The sequence below is a fragment of the Ralstonia mannitolilytica genome (assembly GCF_000954135.1).
GTDB classification, from domain to species: domain Bacteria; phylum Pseudomonadota; class Gammaproteobacteria; order Burkholderiales; family Burkholderiaceae; genus Ralstonia; species Ralstonia mannitolilytica.
On sequence record NZ_CP010799.1, the window covers coordinates 817,786 to 837,964 of the forward strand.

The following is a 20,179-nucleotide window of genomic DNA, read 5'->3' on the forward strand; positions in this document are numbered from 1 at the left end:
CTTTCTTTGGCAAGACAAAGAAAGTGAGTCGCCCCCGGAAGGGGGTGAAACAAGGGCGAACCGAAAGCGAAAAAAAGCAAACAGTCAGCCCGCCGCCCGTAACACCCGCTGCTGATAAGCCTGCAAATGCGCAAACGCCACCCGCAGCAGTGAAACATCCGTCCCCAGCGTCCGCCCTCGCCGCAACATATCCCCCACGATGTGATCCGCCTCCACGCGGGTCCCCCTCTCCAGATCGCGCAGCATCGACGCCGTCAACGGCGACCCCGCCTGCGTCAGCACCTGCAGCCCACGTTCGCGGGCCGCCTGCCGGATCGGATAACCCGATGCCGCCGCAACCTGCTCGCACGCCGCAAACATCGCTTCATTCAGCGTACGCCCTTCGTCGGTCGCGACGATCTCGCCGACGGTCGCCCGCATCAGGCACGTCATCGACGCCAGCGACGTGAGGAAGACAAACTTCTCCCACATGTCCTGCATGACGTTTTCGGCCAGCACGGAATCAAAGTTGGCCGTGGCGAACACATCGCGGATGGCCTCGGTGCGCTCGCGCGGCGCATGCGGCGTGCGCTCGCCAAAGGTGAGCGAGTGCACGGCCGGGCCTTGCCCGATGCTCAGATGCAGCACGGCACCGTCCGGCGCGGTCGTCGCGCTGATATGGCACAGCCCGCCCAGCACGCGCGATTCGCCGAACGCGGCATCCAGGCGTTCCAGATGCGCCAGCCCGTTGAGCACCGGCAGCACCACCGTGCGCTCGCCCACCACCGGGCGAATGGCCGTGATGGCGTCGTCCAGGTCATAGGCCTTGCAGCTCAGCAGCACGAGATCGGCATGGCCCCAGGCGGGCGCCTGGTCCGCCGTGATGAGCTGCACGGGCAACTGCGCGTCGCCCTGCGGGCTGCGGATCACCAGCCCGTGCTGGCGCAACCGCTCCGCGCGCGCGGGGCGCACGAGAAACGTCACATCCGCACCGGCCTGGGCGAGCCGCCCGCCGAAATAGCCGCCGGTACCGCCGGCGCCAAGAACCAGAATCCGCATCGTTGTCTCCGTCAGGCTAAGGGTAGGCAAACGATTCTAGGCCTGTTCACGCGACCCTGCAGGGGGCGCTCCGCGCGCGCTAAAATACTGATTTTCCTCACGATTTGACGCCCGTCCGGCCATTGTTCAGCGCTGGCGGGGTCGATATGCCATGACGTTCTCCAACAATTTCCACCGCCTCGAAACCCGCTTGCAGTCGCAGGTCGGCCGCGCCATCGGCGACTTCAAGATGATCGAAGACGGCGACACCATCCTCGTGTGCCTGTCCGGCGGCAAGGATTCGTACACGATGCTGTCGATCCTGATGGCGTTGCAGAAGCGCGCGCCGATCGACTTCAAGCTCATCGCCATGAATCTCGACCAGAAGCAGCCCGGCTTTCCGGAAGACGTGCTGCCCACGTACCTGAAGAAGCTGGGCGTGGAATATGTGATCGTCGAGGCGGACACGTATTCGATCGTCAAGGAGAAGGTTCCCGAGGGCAAGACCACGTGCTCGCTGTGCTCGCGCCTGCGCCGCGGCGTGATCTACCGCACGGCCAAGGAGCTGGGCGCCAACAAGATCGCGCTGGGCCATCACCGCGACGACATCGTGAACACGTTCTTCCTGAACATGTTCTTCGGCGGCAAGATGAAGTCGATGCCGCCCAAGCTGGCCACCGACAACGGCGACCACATCGTCATCCGGCCGCTCGCCTATTGCGCGGAAAAGGACATCGCTTCCTATGCCCGCGCGATGGAATTCCCCATCATCCCGTGCAACCTGTGCGGCTCGCAGGAAAACCTGCAGCGCAAGAAGGTCAAGGAAATGCTGCTGGAGTGGGAGCGTCAGACGCCGGGCCGCATCGACAACATCTTTTCTGCGCTGCAGAACGTGGTGCCGTCGCACCTGGCCGATACCAAACTGTTTGACTTCAACGGCCTGACCACGGGCCTGGCGAAGATCGGCGAAGACGCGCTCTTCGGCCAGACCGCCTACGACCAGGCGCCGCTGGTGTTTGCGGGCTCGCATGACGACCGCATCGAGTTCGTGCGCTTCGAGCGCAAGCCTGGCGACGCCACCGTCAAGAGCGAAGCCGCCGCCGGCTGACGGGCCGCAGCCGCCACCCGGTGCCGCCGGAAGGTGTCGCCCGTCCGCACGACCAGCCGCCGGGCTAACCAGCCCGGCAATGGCGTAACTGCAACAATTCCACCGTTTGACCGGTTCTGGGGGAGGGTGGCCCCCATGCTAGAATTTTTCCATCTGTGTCTTATACGCCGCAAAAGCGCCCCGCAGAAGGGTTTGCAGGCGGCCCGGCCATCGTGAGGGGAGGTGGCGGGCGATGGGTTTCCGGTGCTGGGTTGCATGCCGATTCCCGTCGCGGCTATCGCTTCGAGTCACTCTAGGAATCTCCTTGTGAATATCGTCATCCTGGCTGCAGGCATGGGCAAGCGCATGCGCTCCGCCCTGCCCAAAGTGCTGCACCCCCTGGCCGGCAAACCGCTGCTGGCGCACGTCATCGATACCGCACGCACCATGTCGCCGACGCGGCTGGTGGTGGTGGTCGGCCACGGCGGCGACCGCGTGCGCGAGATGGTGGGCGCGCCCGACATCGCCTTCGCCACGCAAGACAAGCAACTGGGCACCGGCCACGCCGTCATGCAGTCGCTGGACCAGCTTGACGAAAGCGTGCCCACCCTCGTGCTCTACGGCGACGTGCCGCTGACCCGTGCCGAAACGCTGCACGCTCTCGTCGACGCGGCCGGTCACAACCACCTGGGCGTGCTGACCGTGCACCTGCACGACCCGACCGGCTACGGCCGCATCGTGCGCGACGCCGCCGGCCGCATCACGCGCATCGTCGAGCAGAAGGACGCCAACGAAACGCAACTCGCCATCCACGAGGTCAACACCGGCATCCTGGTGTGCCCGACGGCCAAGCTGAAGGCGTGGCTGTCCACGCTGTCCAATGACAACGCGCAGGGCGAGTACTACCTGACCGACGTGATCGAGCGCGCCGCCAGCGAAGGCGTGCCCATCACGTCCGCCCATCCGCTGGCCGAGTGGGAAACGCTCGGCGTGAACAGCAAGGTGCAGCTGGCGGAGCTGGAGCGCATTCACCAGCGCAACCTCGCGCAGCAGCTGCTCGAAGATGGCGTGACGCTGGTCGACCCGGCGCGCATCGACGTGCGCGGCAAGCTCACGTGCGGCCGCGACGTGGTGATCGACGTCAACTGCATCTTTGAAGGCAACGTCACGCTGGGCGATGGCGTGCACATCGGCGCCAATGCGGTGATCCGCGATGCCGTCATCGAGGCCGGCGCAGAGATCCTGCCGTTCTGCCATATCGAACAGGCCAAGGTCGGTGCCGATTCGCGCATCGGGCCGTACGCGCGCCTGCGCCCCGGCACCGAGCTGGCCGAAGACGTGCATATCGGCAACTTCGTCGAGGTGAAGAACAGCCAGGTGGCGGCGCACAGCAAGGCCAACCACCTCGCCTATGTGGGCGATGCGACGGTCGGCTCGCGCGTGAACATCGGCGCCGGCACCATCACCTGCAACTACGACGGCGCCAACAAGTTCCGCACCATCATCGAGGACGACGCCTTCATCGGTTCCGACACGCAGCTCGTGGCGCCGGTGCGCGTTGGCAAGGGCGCCACCCTGGGCGCCGGCACCACACTGACCAAGGACGCGCCTGAGGGCAAGCTGACGGTCTCGCGTGCGCGCCAGACCACCATCGAGAACTGGCAGCGCCCCGTCAAGCAGAAGAAGCAGGCCTGACACGGCAAGCTTTGACAGGTTTTCTCCTGCGCCGAACAGCGGATGCCGCTGCGGCACACGAGCATCGATACTGAAATACCGAGTGCGGCGCACATTGACAGCGGCGCCGCACCCCAACCGGAGAAATCAACATGTGCGGTATCGTTGGCGCGGTTTCCACGCGCAATATCGTTCCCGTCCTGATCGAAGGCCTGCGCCGCCTGGAATACCGCGGCTACGACTCCTGCGGCGTCGCCGTGCAGCGTGACGGCCAGCTCGAGCGTGCGCGCACCGTCTCGCGCGTGGCAGATCTCGACGCGCAGGCGCAGTCGAGCCACCTCGATGGCACCATCGGCATTGCGCACACGCGCTGGGCCACGCATGGCCGGCCGGATACCGTCAACGCGCACCCGCACTTCTCGGGCGACACCATCGCCCTGGTGCACAACGGCATCATCGAGAACTATGAAGTGCTGCGCGACGAGCTCAAGGCCGCCGGCTACGGGTTTGAATCGCAGACGGATACCGAGGTCGTCGCCCACCTGATCCACCAGGCCTACACGTACCCGAGCAGCGCCACGCGCGGCGACCTGTTCGCCTCGGTGCGCGCCACGGTCAAGCGCCTGCACGGTGCCTATGCGATTGCCGTGTTCGCGCGCGACAACCCCGACGTGGTGGTGGGCGCGCGCGCCGGCTCGCCGCTGGTGGTGGCCATCGGCGAGAACGAAGCGTTCCTCGCCTCGGATGCGCTGGCCGTGGCCGGCTCCGCCAGCCGCATGGCGTACCTCGAAGAAGGCGACGTGGTGGAGATCACCCGCGACGGCTTCACCGTGGCCGATGCGCAGGACAACATCGTCGAGCGCGAAGTGAAGGAAGTCGGCACGTACGCCGCCGCCGTGGAGCTCGGCCCGTTCCGCCACTTCATGCAGAAGGAAATCTTCGAGCAGCCGCGCGCCCTGGGCGACACGCTCGAAGGCGTGCAAGGCTTCGGCCCCGACCTGTTCGGCCCCGAGGCGGCCCAGGTGCTGCCCAAGGTCGACAGCGTGCTGATCCTGGCCTGTGGCACGAGCTACTACTCCGGCTGCACGGCCAAGTACTGGCTCGAATCGATCGCCAAGATCCCGACACAGGTCGAGGTGGCCAGCGAATACCGTTACCGCGAGACCGTGCCCAACCCGAACGCGCTCGTCGTCGTGATCTCGCAATCGGGCGAAACCGCCGACACGCTGGCCGCACTGCGCCACGCACGCGAACTGGGCCACATGCACACGCTCGCCATCTGCAACGTGGCGACCAGCGCCATGGTGCGAGAGACGCAGCTCACGTTCCTCACGCGCGCCGGCACCGAGATCGGCGTGGCGTCCACCAAGGCGTTCACCACGCAGCTGGCCGCGCTGTACATGCTGGCGCTGACGTTCGCCAAGCTGCGCGGTCATCTGAATACCGAGCAGGAAGAAGATGCGCTGCGCCACCTGCGCCACCTGCCGTCGGCGCTGAACGCGGTGCTGGCGCTCGAGCCGCAGATCATCGCCTGGTCGGAAGAGTTTGCCCGCCGCGAAAACGCACTGTTCCTCGGCCGCGGTCTGCATTACCCGATCGCCCTGGAAGGTGCGCTCAAGCTCAAGGAAATTTCGTACATCCACGCAGAGGCCTACCCGGCCGGCGAACTCAAACACGGCCCGCTGGCCCTGGTGACCGAGCAGATGCCTGTCGTGACCGTCGCCCCGAACGACGCGCTGCTGGAAAAGCTCAAGTCGAACATCCAGGAAGTGCGCGCGCGCGGCGGCAAGCTGTACGTGTTTGCCGATGCCGATACGCATATCCAGTCGAGCGACGGTATCCAGGTGATCCGCATGCCGGAGCACTACGGCCAGCTCTCGCCCATCCTGCACGTGGTGCCGCTGCAGCTGCTGGCGTATCACACCGCGCTGGCGCGCGGCACCGATGTGGACAAGCCGCGCAATCTGGCGAAATCCGTTACGGTGGAATAGGCCGTATCGCGTGCTGTGCCGTCTTGTAGCGATTTGAAACAGTTGCTGCGCCGCATTTCCGAAGTTGTTGCGCCGTTGCCTGGCATCCCCTGTGAGGACTGGGCTTGCGGGCGGCGCAACAACTATTTGAAACGCCGCGTTGCCGTTGCACACGTCCGGGTTTGCGTCTGTTCTTCTTCGCTGCAGCACCCATCTCAGGCGCTCAAGCGCGCTCCCAGCGCATCCCGACGCGCCTCCCAACCTCCGCCGCACACTTCACTCTGGCGCATGGTGATGTATATATCGCCGAATACGATTTCCGTCGACGCCTGAAGTCTCACACTGCCTGGAGTGGCACGATGTTAGGACGAACTTTCGCTTAGACCAATGGTGGTCGCGGTGCCCCACGATAGAGCGAAAAATCGTGGGCTCGGTCGTCCCGATTCACGTGGATACTGTCATTCGCATCGAAAAAGATAGGGGTCGGCGCCGTAAGCCTCAAGTCGTAGCCTGTGTCTGCGTGTAGCTCCCCAGCGTGCAATTCCAACTGTGCGCACACCCATTCGCTCACCTGCCTACAAATCTCTTCCCGCTTGGGATGGTGCAATCTGCAATACGCTTTGGTCTCGGTCAGACTGAAATGCACGGCCAGCGTGCACTCTTGTCGATTGCCACGCTTTGTCGACATGCTCCACTTTGCAGCTACGTCATAACCGCCGCAGATGGCACCGGCCGCGCTGACTAGCGCGCCTCTCGGGAGAGCCGTAGCCACTGACGCCTCCAACTCCCAAAGCGCAGCAAAAATCACCTCATCGGGTTGTTGCTCAAGCATGACGCTCCCCTTTTTTCCAATTGAATGGTCGTCTTTTATGGGGTCGACGGTACGTCGACCCGGAGCTGACGAGGCTGACCCACGTCAAACACGGAGCAAGGAGCGCCGCCATGGAGCTACTTTGTTGCAAGACGTGCTCCGACAACGTCTGCAACGTGCCTTCCACGCGCCCGCAACACTCGGCGGTGGGGGCGGACAGTCGTCGGCCAGGACCGCCTGGGCGTGCATGAAGGACTCACGATGGAGCGCTGTGACCGGCAGTAGCCCGTGCGCCGATGGCGATTGCCACGAAGGCTGTGCGCACATACTCAAACTAGAGGCCCTGCAAGTGATGTATCGCATGCTTGGCTAACCTGGCGCGACCCATCTGGCTGCCCACTCACCAAGCTGACAAGTAGGCTGCCTTCGAGTGAAGGTGGTGGGGCGGGCTTCATAAGCGAGAAGTTCGGGAACCGGCGAATTCATTGCTGCAGGTTGACTTACTCGCGCTATCGCAAGGAATGGCGCATGAGGAATTATAAGGAAATTCTGTTTAATATTAATGCGCGGCTATGGATGGATGCCAAATCGCGCGCAGTGTTTAATCTCAACAAGGTTACGCTTTTTATATCGAAAAACGTCAGCGTGCGCGTCGATTGGAGTGTCGTTGACTGGAAGCTGCTCTCCGGCGCGCCGGCTGGCAGCGAAGTGATGGTCGATTTGGTTGGCAACCTAATCTCTATCCTCGTCGTAAACGACGAGCTACCGTGTTGCTCATTGCCCTCAAAGTAGCTATACTGGAAACATGATGGTGGTGGGTCCCGGACAGTAACGGCCACCGCGACGGCGCAGTTTCAAGCCCTACTGATGCAACACCTTGTCAATGCAGAATCCGCCCTTGTGGCGGATTTTGTCTTTCTGGCCCCGTAACTGCCCCCGCACCTCCTGCGGGGTACGGCAGCCCCTTCTGCACCGGAAGCGCCCATTCTCGGCAAGAACCCTTGGGGTGTATCCATTGGCTTCGCTGGGCCAGGCCGGCCATGGCCTCTCCATGGGAAGCGGCGGCCAGTGTGTCTGTGAACACCGGAAAGCGAATCCTCCATGTCGATTTCGGCCGGCAGATTCGAATCATTTTCGCCTTTCTAATCGCGATTACCCCTAACGTGGGGAGGTGGCCAAATATAGTGAGCCACATAATCCAGGCGCTATATCATCATCGTTTTGCTATTTGCGGCCACTGTTTTGGCCGGCGATAGCTGCTCAAAAAAAGAATCACTTGGGGGGCATTTCGTTTTGGAACATGAGTATTCCGTCCTTGGCGGCCTGAACCGTGCCGTCATCGGGCGCTATTTGAGTATGGTTTCCGCGGTGGCAGCTTCGGGTATTGGCGTCTTCGTTCTGTGGGTGGTCGACGTCGCTAAGCGTCTTGGTTTTGCTGGCCATGTACCTGGTCTGGTCTTGTGGCCTGTCACGGCAAGCCTCATTTATGGGCTCCATGTCGTTTCGTGTGGAAAGCAACACTGTCACTGGGGCATCGCCGGCGCGAACGGGCTGGCCGGCAGGTGCTTGAGCTTGGACATGCGCAGGTAGGCGATGGCGATGAAGTTCTGGCTCGTCCTGAAGCCGCGCGCGGCGCGCTTGGCCTGCTGCAGCAGCCCGTTCATCGCCTCGACGAAGGCGTTGCTGCGGTGATCGACCATGCCGCGCACCACCGCGTCGAACCGCTCCTTGAGCGTGGCGGCCAGCTTCTTGAACGGCTCGAGCCGACAGCGCCGCGCCCAGCTCAGCCAGGCCCTGAGGTCGGATGCGGCCTGTTCGATGCTGTTGTGCGCTGTGGCCCGCGCGTACACCTCGCGCAGCGCCATCTTCAGCCGCCACGCCCGCGCGCTTTTGAGCGTCGAGCGCTGCAGCCAGTGCATCGCCTGGATCTGGCGGGCGCTCCAGCTGCTGGGGTTGCGCCGCATGCCCCACAGCAGCTGCCTGAGCGTCTTACGCTGGCCAGTGCCCAGCGCGGCTCGCACCGCCTGCGCGTCGGTGGCCATCTCCGCGCGGCGCACCTGGTCCATCGCCTCGATGGCCATCGAGACGACGTGAAAGCGGTCGTAGCTGATCTGCGCCTCGGGCAGCGCCAGCGCCACGCCCTTGGCGTAGGCCGCGCTCATGTCCATGCACACGTGCCGCACCTGGGCGGGATCGCCGCCATGGGCCTTCAGATCCTCGGCGAACTCCACCACCGTGCGGTGCTCGCGCCCCTCGGTGGCGAACAGCAGCCGCTTGCGATCCAGGTCGTGCACGACGGTGATGTAGTGCTGCCCGCGCCGCAGGCTGGTCTCGTCGATGCCCACCGTGCGCACGCCGGAGAAGTCTTCCAGCGCACGCGCCTGCTCGACGTAGAACTCGATGCGCCGCCACAGCCGCTTGTCCTTGCAGCGCAGCAACTCGGCGGCCTGGCGCACCGGCAGGTCCAGGCACAAGGTCAGCGCCAGCGCTTCGAACGCCGCGGTGAAGCCCGAGCCCGGACGCGCCCAGGGCACGGCCACCTGCGTGGTCTTGCCGCAGGCACCGCAGGCCACGCGCGGCACGTCGCAGTGCAGCCAGGCCTCGAACTGGAAGAAGTCCAGGTGCCGCCAGGATCGGCGCAGCCGGTCGTGCACCGGTTGCGTGGCCGCACCGCATGCCGGGCAGGCGATCCTGCTGGTGTGGCAGCCGATCTCGAAGTCGATACGCCGCTTGGCGGTGTCGAGCCTGACGTCATCGACGACCCACGGCGGCTGCAAGCCCAGCGCGCTGGTGAACAGAGCTTCTACGGCAATGCCCATGGACTCATCCTCCTGCTCAAACCCGCCCGGTGGACATGTGCACAGGCCGACCAGCGGCCTGCACACATGCCCACCGGGCTCGACGACCAGGAGTCATTGTGAGTGTTGTGTTCCACACGAAATGACGAAGGACCCATTTATGCCGGGCTCTATTGGTTGTTCGACAAGCACGTTTGGAAGCTTGGCGTCATCGCCACCCTCTTGAAAGTGCCGAATCTGGCGGGGAAATGGCACTGTGATGGGCAAACCATCAACCCCGACAAGACTCTGGGCTACAAGTGGGAGGGTGAGGTTACGATTGTCCAAAGCTGGGACAAGCTTCGCGTGCGGCTCAAAACAGCGCAATCCGCCTCTAACAGCATTGCAGCTGCGCTGGTTTATGACCAGGCCGACGGATTCAGGCTTCTTTACAACTACAAGAACGAACCCAAAATCGGCGAAGCGGAACTGACGGCCCATCGAGGGTCGGCCGAGTTTACATTTGCTCCCGACTTGCAATCTGCTGACGGCGAATATTTTAATGGCCATGGCAGATTCACGTTCGGCAACATGAAGCTAACACGGAAGAACTGAATATGGCACGTGACATTCAGCAGCGCCTCAAATCCCTTGAAGCTCGTCGGCGAGGCACAGACCGTCGTGGGATGACGTTTGACGCGGCCGACCAGGTTCTGGCCAAGAGCTTGGCCCAGGAGTCGTATCAGGTCCGCGGCGCGAACAAGGAGTTCACGAAGTACGCCCTTGGCTCAATGCAGGCAGTCGACCCTGAATACACGCGAATTGGCATTGAGGAGGCGACGAGGGTCGGGAAGCAGCTTGAGTCGGGCCTTGCGAAGCTCGGTATCGATGTCGAATTCCGTCTTCAGGGCTCTGTTCCATGTGACATTCACATTCGTGGAGCCAGTGATGTCGACCTGCTGGTGCTGGAAGGACGCTACATTCGCTACGAAGTTGATGGGCCGAAGGCGAAGCGCGGTGAGTATCGGAACCCCGTTTCCTACAATACCTTGGACGCGCTCCACGGCCTTCGAACGCACTGTGAGCAAATTCTGACCGATGCATACTACGCGGCGACGGTTGACACCACGGGCGCGAAGGCAATCAATCTGTCGGGCGGCTCTCTGCGTCGTGACGTGGACGTTGTCCCATCGAATTGGTTCGATACGGCAGACTACCAGGCGACTGGATTGGAGGTCGACCGTGGGGTGCAGATTCTCGATAAGCATTCTTTGGTCCGGGTGAGCAACATGCCGTTTCGGCATATTCACCGTATCACCATGCGGGACCGCGAATGTCTTGGCGGTTTGAAGAAAGCCATCCGACTGTGCAAGAACGTCAAAGCAGACGCGGCTGAGGAAGGGACGAAGATTGGTCTGTCCAGCTTCGACATTGCGTCGATGCTGTGGCATGCCGACCAGCGCGCGCTGACTGTCGGGGTTGCCAACGAGCTGGCCATTTTGGCTGAGGCGACGCGCTTCCTGGACTACTTGGCCCGTAATCATGCTGAAGCCAAGAAGCTGTTTGTGCCCGACGGTTCGCGAATCGTGTTTGACACAGAGGAAAAGCTGGAAGCCCTCACTCTGCTTTCGCTCGAACTGGATGACCTCTCCTTGAAGGTTACCCGCGAGCAGTTGTCGCTCCTTGGGCAAGGGGTCATCCCGGCACAGCAAATCAATGAAGCGCTGCGTAAGGCATACATTCCAGGCTGAGGTGAGGCATGTTGTCACTTTCCGCAACGGGCAGCACCGTGCTCGCTACCTTGCGTTCGCGGGCGCCACCAGCCTGCCCGTGGAGGTACACGAGACTGAGGCGGCCCTTCTTGAACGGTATTGCGGGCCCTGAACACGACGATGACCGCAGTCTCGACCGTTGTCTCCGCCCGCCTGTATCAGGCGAAGCATGAAAGTCGCAATCGCGTGGTCGCAGCGTGATACCTTGACGACCAGCTATTGACGCCTCGCGCGTAGCCGATATTGGCACCCGGCGAGGACTCGTCGGAATAGCAAGTGCCCAGAACCGGAGCCAACACCGGTGGTCGCTTTATCCTTGTCGGTGTCTCTCGCGATGAATTGCCAGGCTTGCGTATATGACTAGGCCCACACCAAGTAACAGTGTGGCAGCGGCGAGGAGTTCATCAAGTTGGTCGGAGCTCATCCAATACCAGAGCGCGCCGCCGGTGACCATCATGCAAAGGCCCAGCGCCAAGCCCCATGCTGACCCAGCATCTTTAGGTTTCCCGTAGTGGCCGTCGGCGACCCTGCTAACCAGGCTAGACGGTGGGACTCTCGTCCACGGCAAGTTTGTCGGCGAATAATCGCCCGGCCATTATGGCGGCGCTTAGTGCGATGCCGGGCCCAACAAAGCCTTCAGGGGGTGCCGCGCGACGCCAGTCTGTCGGTTCGCCGAGAGGGCGAATGAAGCGATACTCTGCATCCCATCTGTTGTCTCGGCGAGCCATTATCCGGACCTCAATGGTTCCGCTCCGGACTTTCACGGTGAAGTTCATGTTCTTCATGACATCGGCGCTAAGGACGGGTAGTCGTGAACGTGTGCTCTGGTGCGCTCCGGGTTCACCCGCTGAGCCTAGGAGGCCAACATGACAATGTCTAGGACGCTGTTGCGCGCACTTCCGCCGAAGACCCGCCCTGCATGTGCCTCTCCAATTGATAGGCGTTTTGAACGCCCATGCCGCATGTCTTTCGCATTTTTTCACCCGGCTCGGTGCTTGCCATGTCAGGCGTGGGGGTCATGGATTTGCAGGCGGCTGGGTTGGGCAGCGATGTGGCGCTCTCGCACAAAGGTTTTAAGGTCAAGGCGCAAGCCGTCGTTCATATGGCTAGTGGAATAAACAGGACGCCCCGGCTGATACTGAGCGCGGGGGCTTTCTCGTCCCCCAACACCACTCATCACCCTCTAGCCGGTCCGTCGAGCTAGCAGGGTGATTTTTTTGCGAATCCATTTCAACGCTTCCATCTGGCTTGCGCGCTGCCTGGGTAGAATCATTCCGGGTGCCGTAGCCCACTTACCTGACAGCGTTGAGGGAGCGACTGATATGGCAGTCAAGCGAATGGATAACGTCCTGGTAGTTGTGGATGACTTGGAAGCGGTGAAGGCGTTCTTTATCGAGTTGGGTCTCGAGTTTGAGGGCGAGACCACTGTTGAAGGGCCTTCTATCGGAAGCCTCATAGGGCTTCAGGACGTTCGTGCCACCCTCGCGATGCTGCGGACTCCAGATGGACAGGGCATTGAACTGGACAAATTTCATACGCCAAGTCCGGTCAGATTTGGGCCCGTGAACGCACCAGTGAACGCCATGGGTTTTCGTCGCATCATGTTCGCCGTCGATGACATCGATGAAGTGGTTGCGCGAATGCAGGCACATGGCGCCGAGCTCATTGGCCGGATGGAGTATGAGAAATCTTACCGACTCGCCTATATTCGTGGACCTGAAGGCATCATCGTCGGACTCGCTGAACAACTCGGCTAAAGGGACATCTTCTTCTCTTGCGCCATGTTGCATCTAAGCACTGCGATGCCTTAATCCGCTGAGCAATTGAACGGTGGGAGCAGCGGGTTCGCCGTTAACAATGAGCGCTGAAGCCGTTGTCCGACAGCCGGTCCTTGGAATTGAGCAAGTGACGTCGCTTTACTCCCGCTGCCTGCTGGCGGGGTTCGCTCTGATTCCTGCGGTCCTCATCACCTATCTCTATTACTTCCAGGACCCTAAGCTCCTGTTCGAAAACCACCCCTTCCATGAAGTCGCTATCGCCGTTGCGACATTGGAAGGCGGGTTCGTCACCTATGTGTGCTGGCGCTGCTACAAGGCGTCTGGGGAGCCGCTGCTGAGATGGCTGACGCTGGGTTTCCTCGGCTTCTCGGCGATTTACGCCTGGCACGGCGCCTTCACCAGCATGGCGCATCACAATATTTGGTTGTTTCTTCTGTATGGGCCCGCTTCCCGGCTGGCCATGGCCATCTTCCTGTTCATTGCGCAGTTGTCGTACGACAGCAGCGCTGAGTCTCCTGATTTCCGAAACAACGCACGCATGTGGGCCGCGTGGGTCACGTTGTTCCTCGCTGTCGATTTGGCCGTTGGCATCGTAGCCCACACACCATTCGCCAGCAGCGTCTGGCTGCGTGCGTCCATGGAGGGTGGTGCGCTCGCCTTTTCCACGCTCAATGTCATTGCACTGGTGGTGCGCCGTATTCGCTCCCCGCTCATGACCATCTATGGCATCTCGGTGACATCCTTTGCGTTGTCCTCGCTGGCATTCCTCATTGCGAAGCCATGGAACCACTTGTGGTGGCTGGCCCATGCCATCTTCGCAACCGGCTTCTTCCTGCTGAGCTACGGCGTCGTCCGGGCTTTTCAGACAACCCACTCTTTCTCGACCATCTATAGCCAGGAAGAATTGATGGCCCGCCTCGCTGAAGCGAAGGTGCGCACAGAGGAAGCGCTACACCAGTTGCAAGCAGCGCATACCAAGCTGGAGCAGCTTGCAGCCACAGACCCCCTGACCGGCATCGCCAATCGCCGTGAACTGCTCAACCGAATTGAAGCCGAGATTGCACGGTCAAAGCGATATGGCGTCTCATTCTCGGTGTTGGCATTGGACATCGACCATTTCAAGGTCGTCAACGACACGCACGGGCACCAAGCGGGAGACAAAGTGCTGCAGCATTTCACCCGCAAATGCCTTGAAGCCATCCGGCCGTACGATGGCATCGCTCGCGTCGGGGGCGAAGAGTTCATGGTGCTCCTACCTGACGTGCCTGCCCAGTTGGCGTACTCCATTGGGGAGCGCATTCGACAGGCAGTCGAAGTGTCACCTCTGGATGGCGGGGGTGGCCTGGCCTGTTAACGCGCGAGCAGAATTGACCCACCTGGCGGGGTGATTTGCATCGAAATTTGACCCACGTGATTGAATGTTCTGCTCATTTTTTGAGCAGGGGATACGGAGGTGATCACGGTGGGCATGTTGGCCAAGATCAGGCGGATGTATTTCCGCGAGAAGGTGCCGTTGCGGGAAATTGCACGGCGAACGGGGTTGTCCCGGAACACGGTGCGGTCGTGGCTGCGAGAGCCAGAAGCGACGGAGCCGAAGTACCCGAAGCGGGTCAGTCCGAGCGTGGTGGACGAATGGGCGGGGCAGCTTGAGGAATGGCTGCGCACCGACAGCCATCGTCCGAAGCGTGAGCGCCGCACGGCGCGCTTCATGTTTGAAGCGATCCGGGCACAGGGCTACAGCGGAAGCTACACGCGGGTGAGCGAGTTCGCTCGGCGCTGGCGAGAGCAACAAGCCCAGGCTCCCCGACGCAAAGCGTTCGTGCCGCTGGCCTTCGAGCCAGGTGAAGCGTTCCAGTTCGACTGGAGCTGCGAGTATGTCTTCGTCGGCGGGCTGCGCCGACGTCTTGAAGTCGCCCATGTGAAGCTGAACGCCAGCCGCGCGTTCTGGCTGGTCGCCTATCCCACGCAAAGCCACGAGATGTTGTTCGACGCGCACGCCAAGGCGTTTGCCGCGTTTGGCGGTGTGCCACGCCGAGGCATCTACGACAACATGAAGACGGCGGTGGACAAGGTTGGCCGTGGCAAGGAGCGCACGGTCAACGCCCGCTTCGAGGCGATGTGCGGCCACTACCTGTTCGAGCCGGAGTTCTGCAACCGGGCCTCGGGCTGGGAGAAAGGCATCGTCGAGAAGAACGTGCAGGACCGGCGCAGGCAGATCTGGCACGAAGCGGCCCAACGGCGCTGGGCTTCCCTGGCGGCGTTGAACGACTGGGTGGCCGACCAGTGTCGGCAGGCATGGCGGGCACCACATCCGCAGTGGCCCGAGTTGATGGTCGAGGATGTGCTGCAGGACGAACGCCCCCGGCTGATGCCGAACCCGCGCCCGTTCGACGGCTACGTCGAGCAGTTCCTGCGGGTGTCCTCGACGGGACTGATCCACTTCCAGCGCAACCGCTACAGCGTGCCGACCGAGTTCGTGAACCAGCTCGTGAGCGTGCGGTGCTATCCGGCGCTGCTGAGCGTCGTTGCCGACGGTCGCGAGATAGCTCGTCACGAACGCAGCTTCGAGCGGTACCTGACGTTCTACGACTGGCAGCACTACATCACGCTGGTCGAGCGCAAGCCAGGCGCGCTTCGCAACGGTGCGCCGTTTGCCACGATGCCGCAGCCTCTCCAGGAGCTTCAGGGGCATCTACTCAAGCACGCCGGTGGCGACCGTGTGATGACGCAGGTGCTGTCCGCCGTTCGCGAACACGGCCTGGATGCCGTGCTGGTGGCGGTGCAAGCCGCGCTCGACTCAGGGCGGCCCAGCAGTGATCACGTGCTCAACGTGCTGAGCCGGCTGAAAGCGCCGGCGCAGCACCGGATCGTGGCCGCCACCACGCTCAGCCTGACCGAAGAACCTGTCGCGGATGTGAACCGCTATGAACGTCTGCGCGCACCGGAGAACCAGCATGTCCAATGAGATCGTTGCCCGCCTCAAGGCACTCAAGCTGCACGGCATGGCCAGCGGCTGGACTGAACTGTACGCGCAGTCCCGACATACCGAGTTCGATCCCGAGCGCTTCATGGAGCAATTGCTGATGGCCGAAGGTGCTGAACGCGAGGTTCGCTCGATTGCCTACCAGATGGCCGTCGCCCGGTTCCCGGCGCACCGCGACCTGAAGGGCTTCGACTTCGCGCAGGCCCGTGTCGACGAAGGGCTGATCCGGGATCTGTACCAGATGAAGTTCCTCGACAGCGCACACAACGTCGTGCTCATCGGCGGGCCGGGCACCGGCAAGACGCATCTGGCAACCGCCATCGGCATCGAGGCCATCCAGCGTCACGGCAGGCGCGTGCGCTACTTCTCGACGGTCGAACTGGCCAACACACTGGAGTTGGAAAAAGCTGCCGGCAAGCACGGACAGCTCGCGCACCGGCTTATGCATGTCGATCTGGTGATCCTCGACGAACTGGGCTACCTTCCGTTCAGCCAGACCGCCGGCGCGCTACTGTTCCACCTGCTCTCGAAGCTGTACGAACGCACCAGCGTGGTGATCACGACCAACCTGAGCTTCGGGGAGTGGGCCAGCGTGTTCGGCGATGCCAAGATGACCACGGCGCTGCTCGACCGCCTCACGCATCACTGCCACATCGTTGAAACCGGCAACGAGTCGTGGCGCTTCAAGACCAGCTCGGCGAAGGCTAGGCCAGCCCGTCGAAAGGGCTCAAGGGAGGCAGAAAACGAAGAGTTATCCACACCGCAGTAACGCTTTACGCCGTCTCGGGGTGGGTCAAATTTAGATGAAAACCGTGGGTCAAATTTAGCTGCGCGCCAACACAGACAGGCATTTATTCGTATCAGATTAGGCTCACGCTGGATGGCTTCGCAGGCTCCGTTTCGAACGGCATCGCCGTAGATGTCGCCGACCCGAGCCTGTTTTCCGTTGCCGCATGGAAAACCGCAAACTCGAATCTGCCCATGACAGATGACTTCCGGCTTGATGCAGTCGGAAGCCAGCTTGTGTCTCTGACTGCGGGCTTCTATTCGCACACGATGGACACGTATGTTTCCGCTGACGCCGGAAAAACCTGGGGCATCCAGAGCGTCGCCGGACCACAGCCATTTACACGCGGCTTCTCGACCACGTCAGATGGGTCGGCGCTCTATTACTCTGCAGGGGTGACCACTGCGGGAGCATTCCCTGGCGGCGTTTGGAAGTTTGACGGGATAACGTGGACGCAGCGCACGGCTAGCGGCTTTCCGGCTCGTAAGCACCATGCATTGGTCAAGCTCAACGGTGCGCTGTACGCCATCGGCGGCATTTCATCGACGGGCACTTATTTGGGTGATGTCTGGCAATCCACGGATGACGGGGCAACGTGGACGAATCTCGGCACGCCCTTCAGCGGGCGGGCCGACGTTTGCGCCGTTGCGTTCCAAGGCAAACTGGTCGTGGCGGGCGGTTACGGTCCGAATAACGCGTATGTTGACGTGTGGACGTCTCCCGACGGCATATCGTGGCAGCGCCAGCAGGTTGCGCCGGCCAACAGCCCGTTCTTTGCGGGCGTCGTCGGTCCGCAATGCGGAGTCGCTAACGGCCGGCTCTATGCCACCCAAGACTTCAGTGTGGTGTCCACTGCAGACCTGAAAACCTGGAACTTCGAGCCCTTCATCATGACGTCAAATCGAGTTCCTGGAATGGCCGTGCTGAATGGCGCGCTCTATTTTGCAAATGGCACGGGCACATCGATGCGAACGTTGGTGACCTCCGCTCCGTAATACGGGTCTCGGCGACATGGCGGGCCATCAAGTCCATGATGGATTAGTGGCCCGCTACGGTCGCGCAGTTCGCACTTAGCACTCTGAACTCCAACGATTGCAGACCGACCAATCGAATAGTGACCGGCGCGGATACCCACAATGGAATCCAGATTGAACTTCGGGCTCGCCCTAGCAGCTACAGTTCTCGCGAGCTCCGTGCACGGAGCTCCTGACGGTGCCATCCAACATCTGGAGCGGCTGAAACAGCTCTCAAGCTCGACGACCTACAGTTTCGGTTCCATCACGTGCACAGAGCCTCCCGTCGACTATCCGGGCGCCGACGGATATGTCGTCGTGCGAGTCACGTTCGGCACTTCCGGGACGGTAGAGAACGCCCAGGTATCGCAATCGTCAGGAAACCCCACAGTCGATGCCGCTGCCTTGAAGGCCGCCACCAGCATCAAATGCGACCCTTACATTCCGTCTCAAACCGGTAAAGCGGTACCTGTTGTGGCAAACAAACCTTATCGGTTCGAGGGGAAACCTTCGCGCCCCGTGGGGTCTGCGGGAGCGTCTGCGATACAGCAACAATAGCGGCCACCACGTGTGTCGCTGTGAGCCCATCGCGTCCATCGACCGGGGTTAGATGTCATCGACGGGCTCGTCGTTATCGGCCGCATGGGGCTTGGTCCGCTTGGCATCGGAACTTCGCTTTCGCATCCTCGCTGCCGTCCCCTTCACCACGACAACCTTCCAGCCGCCCGTGCTGGTTGCCTGCAACTCGCAGGTAGTCCACCCTGTAGCTCGCTTCACTGCATCGAGTGCGGTCTGGAGCGCTAGGCGCCATTTGCTTTCCTGCATCGACTCCCGACCCATCAGGTTCTTCAATGTGGAGGCCTTCATAGGGTAGGGCTCGCTGAGCGATGCGTACAATGCGTGTAGCCCTCTGGCCAATGGGCTGCCAGCCAACTGGCAGCGCTCGGCCTGCCGGAGTAACGTCCACTGCCCGCATTCGAAAAGCCGCGCAATGTCGCTGTCCAACAGCACTTCGTAGTCGCAATCCGTGGCGTCATCGCCGTCTGGTCGACGCATTTTTCGAATCAGCCGGAGCCTCCCAGCAAGAAGCCCCGGAACAACAAAATCGAATTCGGCGCGGCACAGGCGGTCGAGCGACTCGTCCAGCAGCCTCCGCGTCTTCCCGCCGCGACCACGACCCAATGCATCGAGCAGCTCGCTTCGGTTCAGTCGAATCCACTCCTCACGGTCGGATTCCCGCCCGCGGTCGAATACTCGCCGGAGCAACTCGTAGAACACGTCTGCATCTCCTTGGTCCAGGCGGGGGCCTCGGGTCTGGAAAACTCGGATGTCGCTTGTTTCCGTTGTAGCTAGCGCCGTCTTGCGCAGGTAGACCGGGCGTTCAGCATGCCGCCGGTAGAGCTGGGTGCTGAAGATGCCACTGCGCACGAAGGTGTGGGCGACGATGAGGTTGTCCCCGGGCCCGTAGGGAAGTGGCAACTGAGGCCACGTAGGTTCGCTCTCTGCCTTGGCAATAGCCATTTGCGCTGCTGTTGGGTTACTGGGGCCAGGCATACGAAAGGTCAGCGCCCACGGCTGGCACGTGGATTCCGGTCCGGGAGAGGGTGTTCGCTGGGGACTTGTGGCTATTTTTTGGGGACTTGTGGCTACGCGTCAAGGGAAATCAGGCACCTTCTAAAGGAACATTTCGCAAAAAGCTCGGCTGCAATACATATTTAGTTCATTTATATAGTGCCACGCGGGTGTGGATTAGCTCGCTGCGCTCGCCGTCGTTGAAGCTCCCACGCTATGAGCGCGGAGCGCAAGACCTACTCTCCATGGAGCAACGGATTGGGCAGCCAGGACTGGCACTGCGCCGGCCCGCATTCGCTTAGTGCCCCGCCTACGGGACTTCCGAGGCCCTTTTCCAACGTCACAGAGCCCGCGAGCCGCGCAGCTGTGTATCGAGCGCCGCGGCTGCCCTCGACGTTCTCCGAACTTATAGCAGCGCGCGAACGGAGGGGCGTTCGCGGGTTGCTGGGGACTTGTGGCTATTTTTTGGGGACTTGTGGCTAAGCGTGAGTGGAGAACCGCCTTAAATTAACCCGCCTTTTTGAGAAAAAACCGGCGGCAATACATATTTAGTTCATTTATATAGTGCCTCTCGGGCATGGAGCAGCTCGCTGCGCTCGCGGCCGCTGAGGCCCGCACCTATGAGCGCCGAGCGCAGGACCTACTCTCAATGGAGCAATGGATTGGGCAGCCAGGACGGGCGGATTGCTTCGCGTCGCTCGCACTCGCTCACCGCCCGCCTAATTCGCAGTCTGAGCTTTGCCGTCCATGCATCCCACCCGTAACCGCTTAAGTACCTGCGACGGTGCCGGGAGCGTGGGTTGAGCCAGCCGAGGCGGATGGGATAGCTTCACGCTCGCTAGGTCATTGCCACTGGCTGCCGCTTTGGGAGTCCATCTGGTGGAATAGGGGCAGTCTCGAGAAGGCTGCGCTACTCGTCCACAAGAACCCATTCGAAG

At 61.7% G+C, this 20,179-nt stretch carries 15 protein-coding genes and 1 pseudogene; 13 read left to right on the top strand and 3 right to left on the bottom strand.

Going from position 1 to position 20,179, the window contains the following annotated elements:
- Positions 1-84 precede the first annotated feature (84 nt).
- Positions 85-1,038, bottom strand: a complete 954-nt coding sequence (panE, locus tag TK49_RS03905; protein ID WP_045785534.1) for a 2-dehydropantoate 2-reductase — start codon at positions 1,036-1,038, stop codon at positions 85-87.
- A 151-nt stretch (positions 1,039-1,189) separates the two neighbouring features.
- Between panE and ttcA the strand changes: the two genes are divergently transcribed.
- The 4 genes from ttcA to TK49_RS03930 all read left to right on the top strand — a co-directional run bounded on the left by ttcA (position 1,190) and on the right by TK49_RS03930 (position 7,351).
- Positions 1,190-2,125, top strand: a complete 936-nt coding sequence (gene ttcA / locus TK49_RS03910; RefSeq protein ID WP_045785535.1) for a tRNA 2-thiocytidine(32) synthetase TtcA — start codon at positions 1,190-1,192, stop codon at positions 2,123-2,125.
- A gap of 306 nt (positions 2,126-2,431) precedes the next feature.
- Complete coding sequence (gene glmU, locus TK49_RS03915; RefSeq protein WP_045785536.1) at positions 2,432-3,799, top strand: bifunctional UDP-N-acetylglucosamine diphosphorylase/glucosamine-1-phosphate N-acetyltransferase GlmU; 1,368 nt, start codon at positions 2,432-2,434, stop codon at positions 3,797-3,799.
- 131 nt (positions 3,800-3,930) lie between these two features.
- Positions 3,931-5,769: a glutamine--fructose-6-phosphate transaminase (isomerizing) gene (gene glmS, locus TK49_RS03920; RefSeq protein WP_045785537.1), complete on the top strand. Its 1,839-nt coding sequence runs from the start codon at positions 3,931-3,933 to the stop codon at positions 5,767-5,769.
- Positions 5,770-7,087: 1,318 nt separating this feature from the next.
- A complete protein-coding gene (locus TK49_RS03930; protein WP_045785539.1) occupies positions 7,088-7,351 on the top strand; it encodes a hypothetical protein in 264 nt (87 codons plus the stop codon).
- A 731-nt stretch (positions 7,352-8,082) separates the two neighbouring features.
- Here the strand turns inward: TK49_RS03930 and TK49_RS03940 are convergent.
- The gene (locus TK49_RS03940; protein WP_045218767.1) at positions 8,083-9,378 is read right to left on the bottom strand and encodes an ISL3 family transposase; all 1,296 of its coding nucleotides are present in this window, start codon (positions 9,376-9,378) and stop codon (positions 8,083-8,085) included.
- 156 nt (positions 9,379-9,534) lie between these two features.
- Here TK49_RS03940 and TK49_RS03945 point away from each other — a divergent pair, with 156 nt between their 5' ends.
- The 9 genes and pseudogenes from TK49_RS03945 to TK49_RS25205 all read left to right on the top strand — a co-directional run bounded on the left by TK49_RS03945 (position 9,535) and on the right by TK49_RS25205 (position 18,227).
- Positions 9,535-9,951 carry a Cap15 family cyclic dinucleotide receptor domain-containing protein gene (locus TK49_RS03945; protein ID WP_052698587.1) on the top strand — a complete coding sequence of 139 codons (417 nt, stop codon included), beginning with the start codon at positions 9,535-9,537 and terminating at the stop codon, positions 9,949-9,951.
- Between the two features lie 2 nt (positions 9,952-9,953).
- On the top strand, positions 9,954-11,087 hold the full coding sequence (locus TK49_RS03950; RefSeq protein ID WP_045785541.1) for a nucleotidyltransferase-like protein: 1,134 nt from the start codon (positions 9,954-9,956) through the stop codon (positions 11,085-11,087).
- Between the two features lie 10 nt (positions 11,088-11,097).
- Positions 11,098-11,220 (top strand): annotated as a pseudogene (locus TK49_RS25200) (plasmid fertility inhibition factor family protein); the annotation flags it as partial.
- Positions 11,221-12,430: 1,210 nt separating this feature from the next.
- Positions 12,431-12,865, top strand: coding sequence for a VOC family protein (locus TK49_RS03960; RefSeq protein ID WP_045785543.1), 435 nt, complete (start codon positions 12,431-12,433; stop codon positions 12,863-12,865).
- 100 nt (positions 12,866-12,965) lie between these two features.
- Positions 12,966-14,240, top strand: a complete 1,275-nt coding sequence (locus TK49_RS03965) for a GGDEF domain-containing protein (RefSeq protein ID WP_082076280.1) — start codon at positions 12,966-12,968, stop codon at positions 14,238-14,240.
- 108 nt (positions 14,241-14,348) lie between these two features.
- Complete coding sequence (gene istA, locus TK49_RS03970) at positions 14,349-15,851, top strand: IS21 family transposase (protein ID WP_024542408.1); 1,503 nt, start codon at positions 14,349-14,351, stop codon at positions 15,849-15,851.
- Positions 15,841-16,638 (top strand): IS21-like element helper ATPase IstB, encoded by a 798-nt coding sequence (gene istB / locus TK49_RS03975; RefSeq protein ID WP_024542409.1) that lies wholly within the window; start codon positions 15,841-15,843, stop codon positions 16,636-16,638. Before istA ends, istB begins: the two co-directional genes overlap by 11 nt.
- A gap of 212 nt (positions 16,639-16,850) precedes the next feature.
- On the top strand, positions 16,851-17,651 hold the full coding sequence (locus TK49_RS03980; RefSeq protein WP_045785544.1) for a Kelch repeat-containing protein: 801 nt from the start codon (positions 16,851-16,853) through the stop codon (positions 17,649-17,651).
- A 141-nt stretch (positions 17,652-17,792) separates the two neighbouring features.
- A complete protein-coding gene (locus TK49_RS25205) occupies positions 17,793-18,227 on the top strand; it encodes an energy transducer TonB family protein (RefSeq protein ID WP_082076281.1) in 435 nt (144 codons plus the stop codon).
- 48 nt (positions 18,228-18,275) lie between these two features.
- On the opposite strand, the gene trfA is transcribed toward TK49_RS25205, so the two are convergent.
- Positions 18,276-19,190: a plasmid replication initiator TrfA gene (trfA, locus tag TK49_RS03985; protein WP_052698588.1), complete on the bottom strand. Its 915-nt coding sequence runs from the start codon at positions 19,188-19,190 to the stop codon at positions 18,276-18,278.
- Positions 19,191-20,179 lie beyond the last annotated feature (989 nt).

Bases quoted from the DNA above. Each gene is read 5' to 3' on its own strand.
- panE (WP_045785534.1), bottom strand. From the start codon at position 1,038: ATGCGGATTCTGGTTCTTGGCGCCGGCGGTACCGGCGGCTATTTCGGC.
- ttcA (WP_045785535.1), top strand. From the start codon at position 1,190: ATGACGTTCTCCAACAATTTCCACCGCCTCGAAACCCGCTTGCAGTCG.
- glmS (WP_045785537.1), top strand. From the start codon at position 3,931: ATGTGCGGTATCGTTGGCGCGGTTTCCACGCGCAATATCGTTCCCGTC.
- TK49_RS03930 (WP_045785539.1), top strand. From the start codon at position 7,088: ATGAGGAATTATAAGGAAATTCTGTTTAATATTAATGCGCGGCTATGG.
- TK49_RS03940 (WP_045218767.1), bottom strand. From the start codon at position 9,378: ATGGGCATTGCCGTAGAAGCTCTGTTCACCAGCGCGCTGGGCTTGCAG.
- TK49_RS03950 (WP_045785541.1), top strand. From the start codon at position 9,954: ATGGCACGTGACATTCAGCAGCGCCTCAAATCCCTTGAAGCTCGTCGG.
- TK49_RS03960 (WP_045785543.1), top strand. From the start codon at position 12,431: ATGGCAGTCAAGCGAATGGATAACGTCCTGGTAGTTGTGGATGACTTG.
- TK49_RS03965 (WP_082076280.1), top strand. From the start codon at position 12,966: ATGAGCGCTGAAGCCGTTGTCCGACAGCCGGTCCTTGGAATTGAGCAA.
- istB (WP_024542409.1), top strand. From the start codon at position 15,841: ATGTCCAATGAGATCGTTGCCCGCCTCAAGGCACTCAAGCTGCACGGC.
- TK49_RS03980 (WP_045785544.1), top strand. From the start codon at position 16,851: ATGACAGATGACTTCCGGCTTGATGCAGTCGGAAGCCAGCTTGTGTCT.
- TK49_RS25205 (WP_082076281.1), top strand. From the start codon at position 17,793: ATGGAATCCAGATTGAACTTCGGGCTCGCCCTAGCAGCTACAGTTCTC.
- trfA (WP_052698588.1), bottom strand. From the start codon at position 19,190: ATGGCTATTGCCAAGGCAGAGAGCGAACCTACGTGGCCTCAGTTGCCA.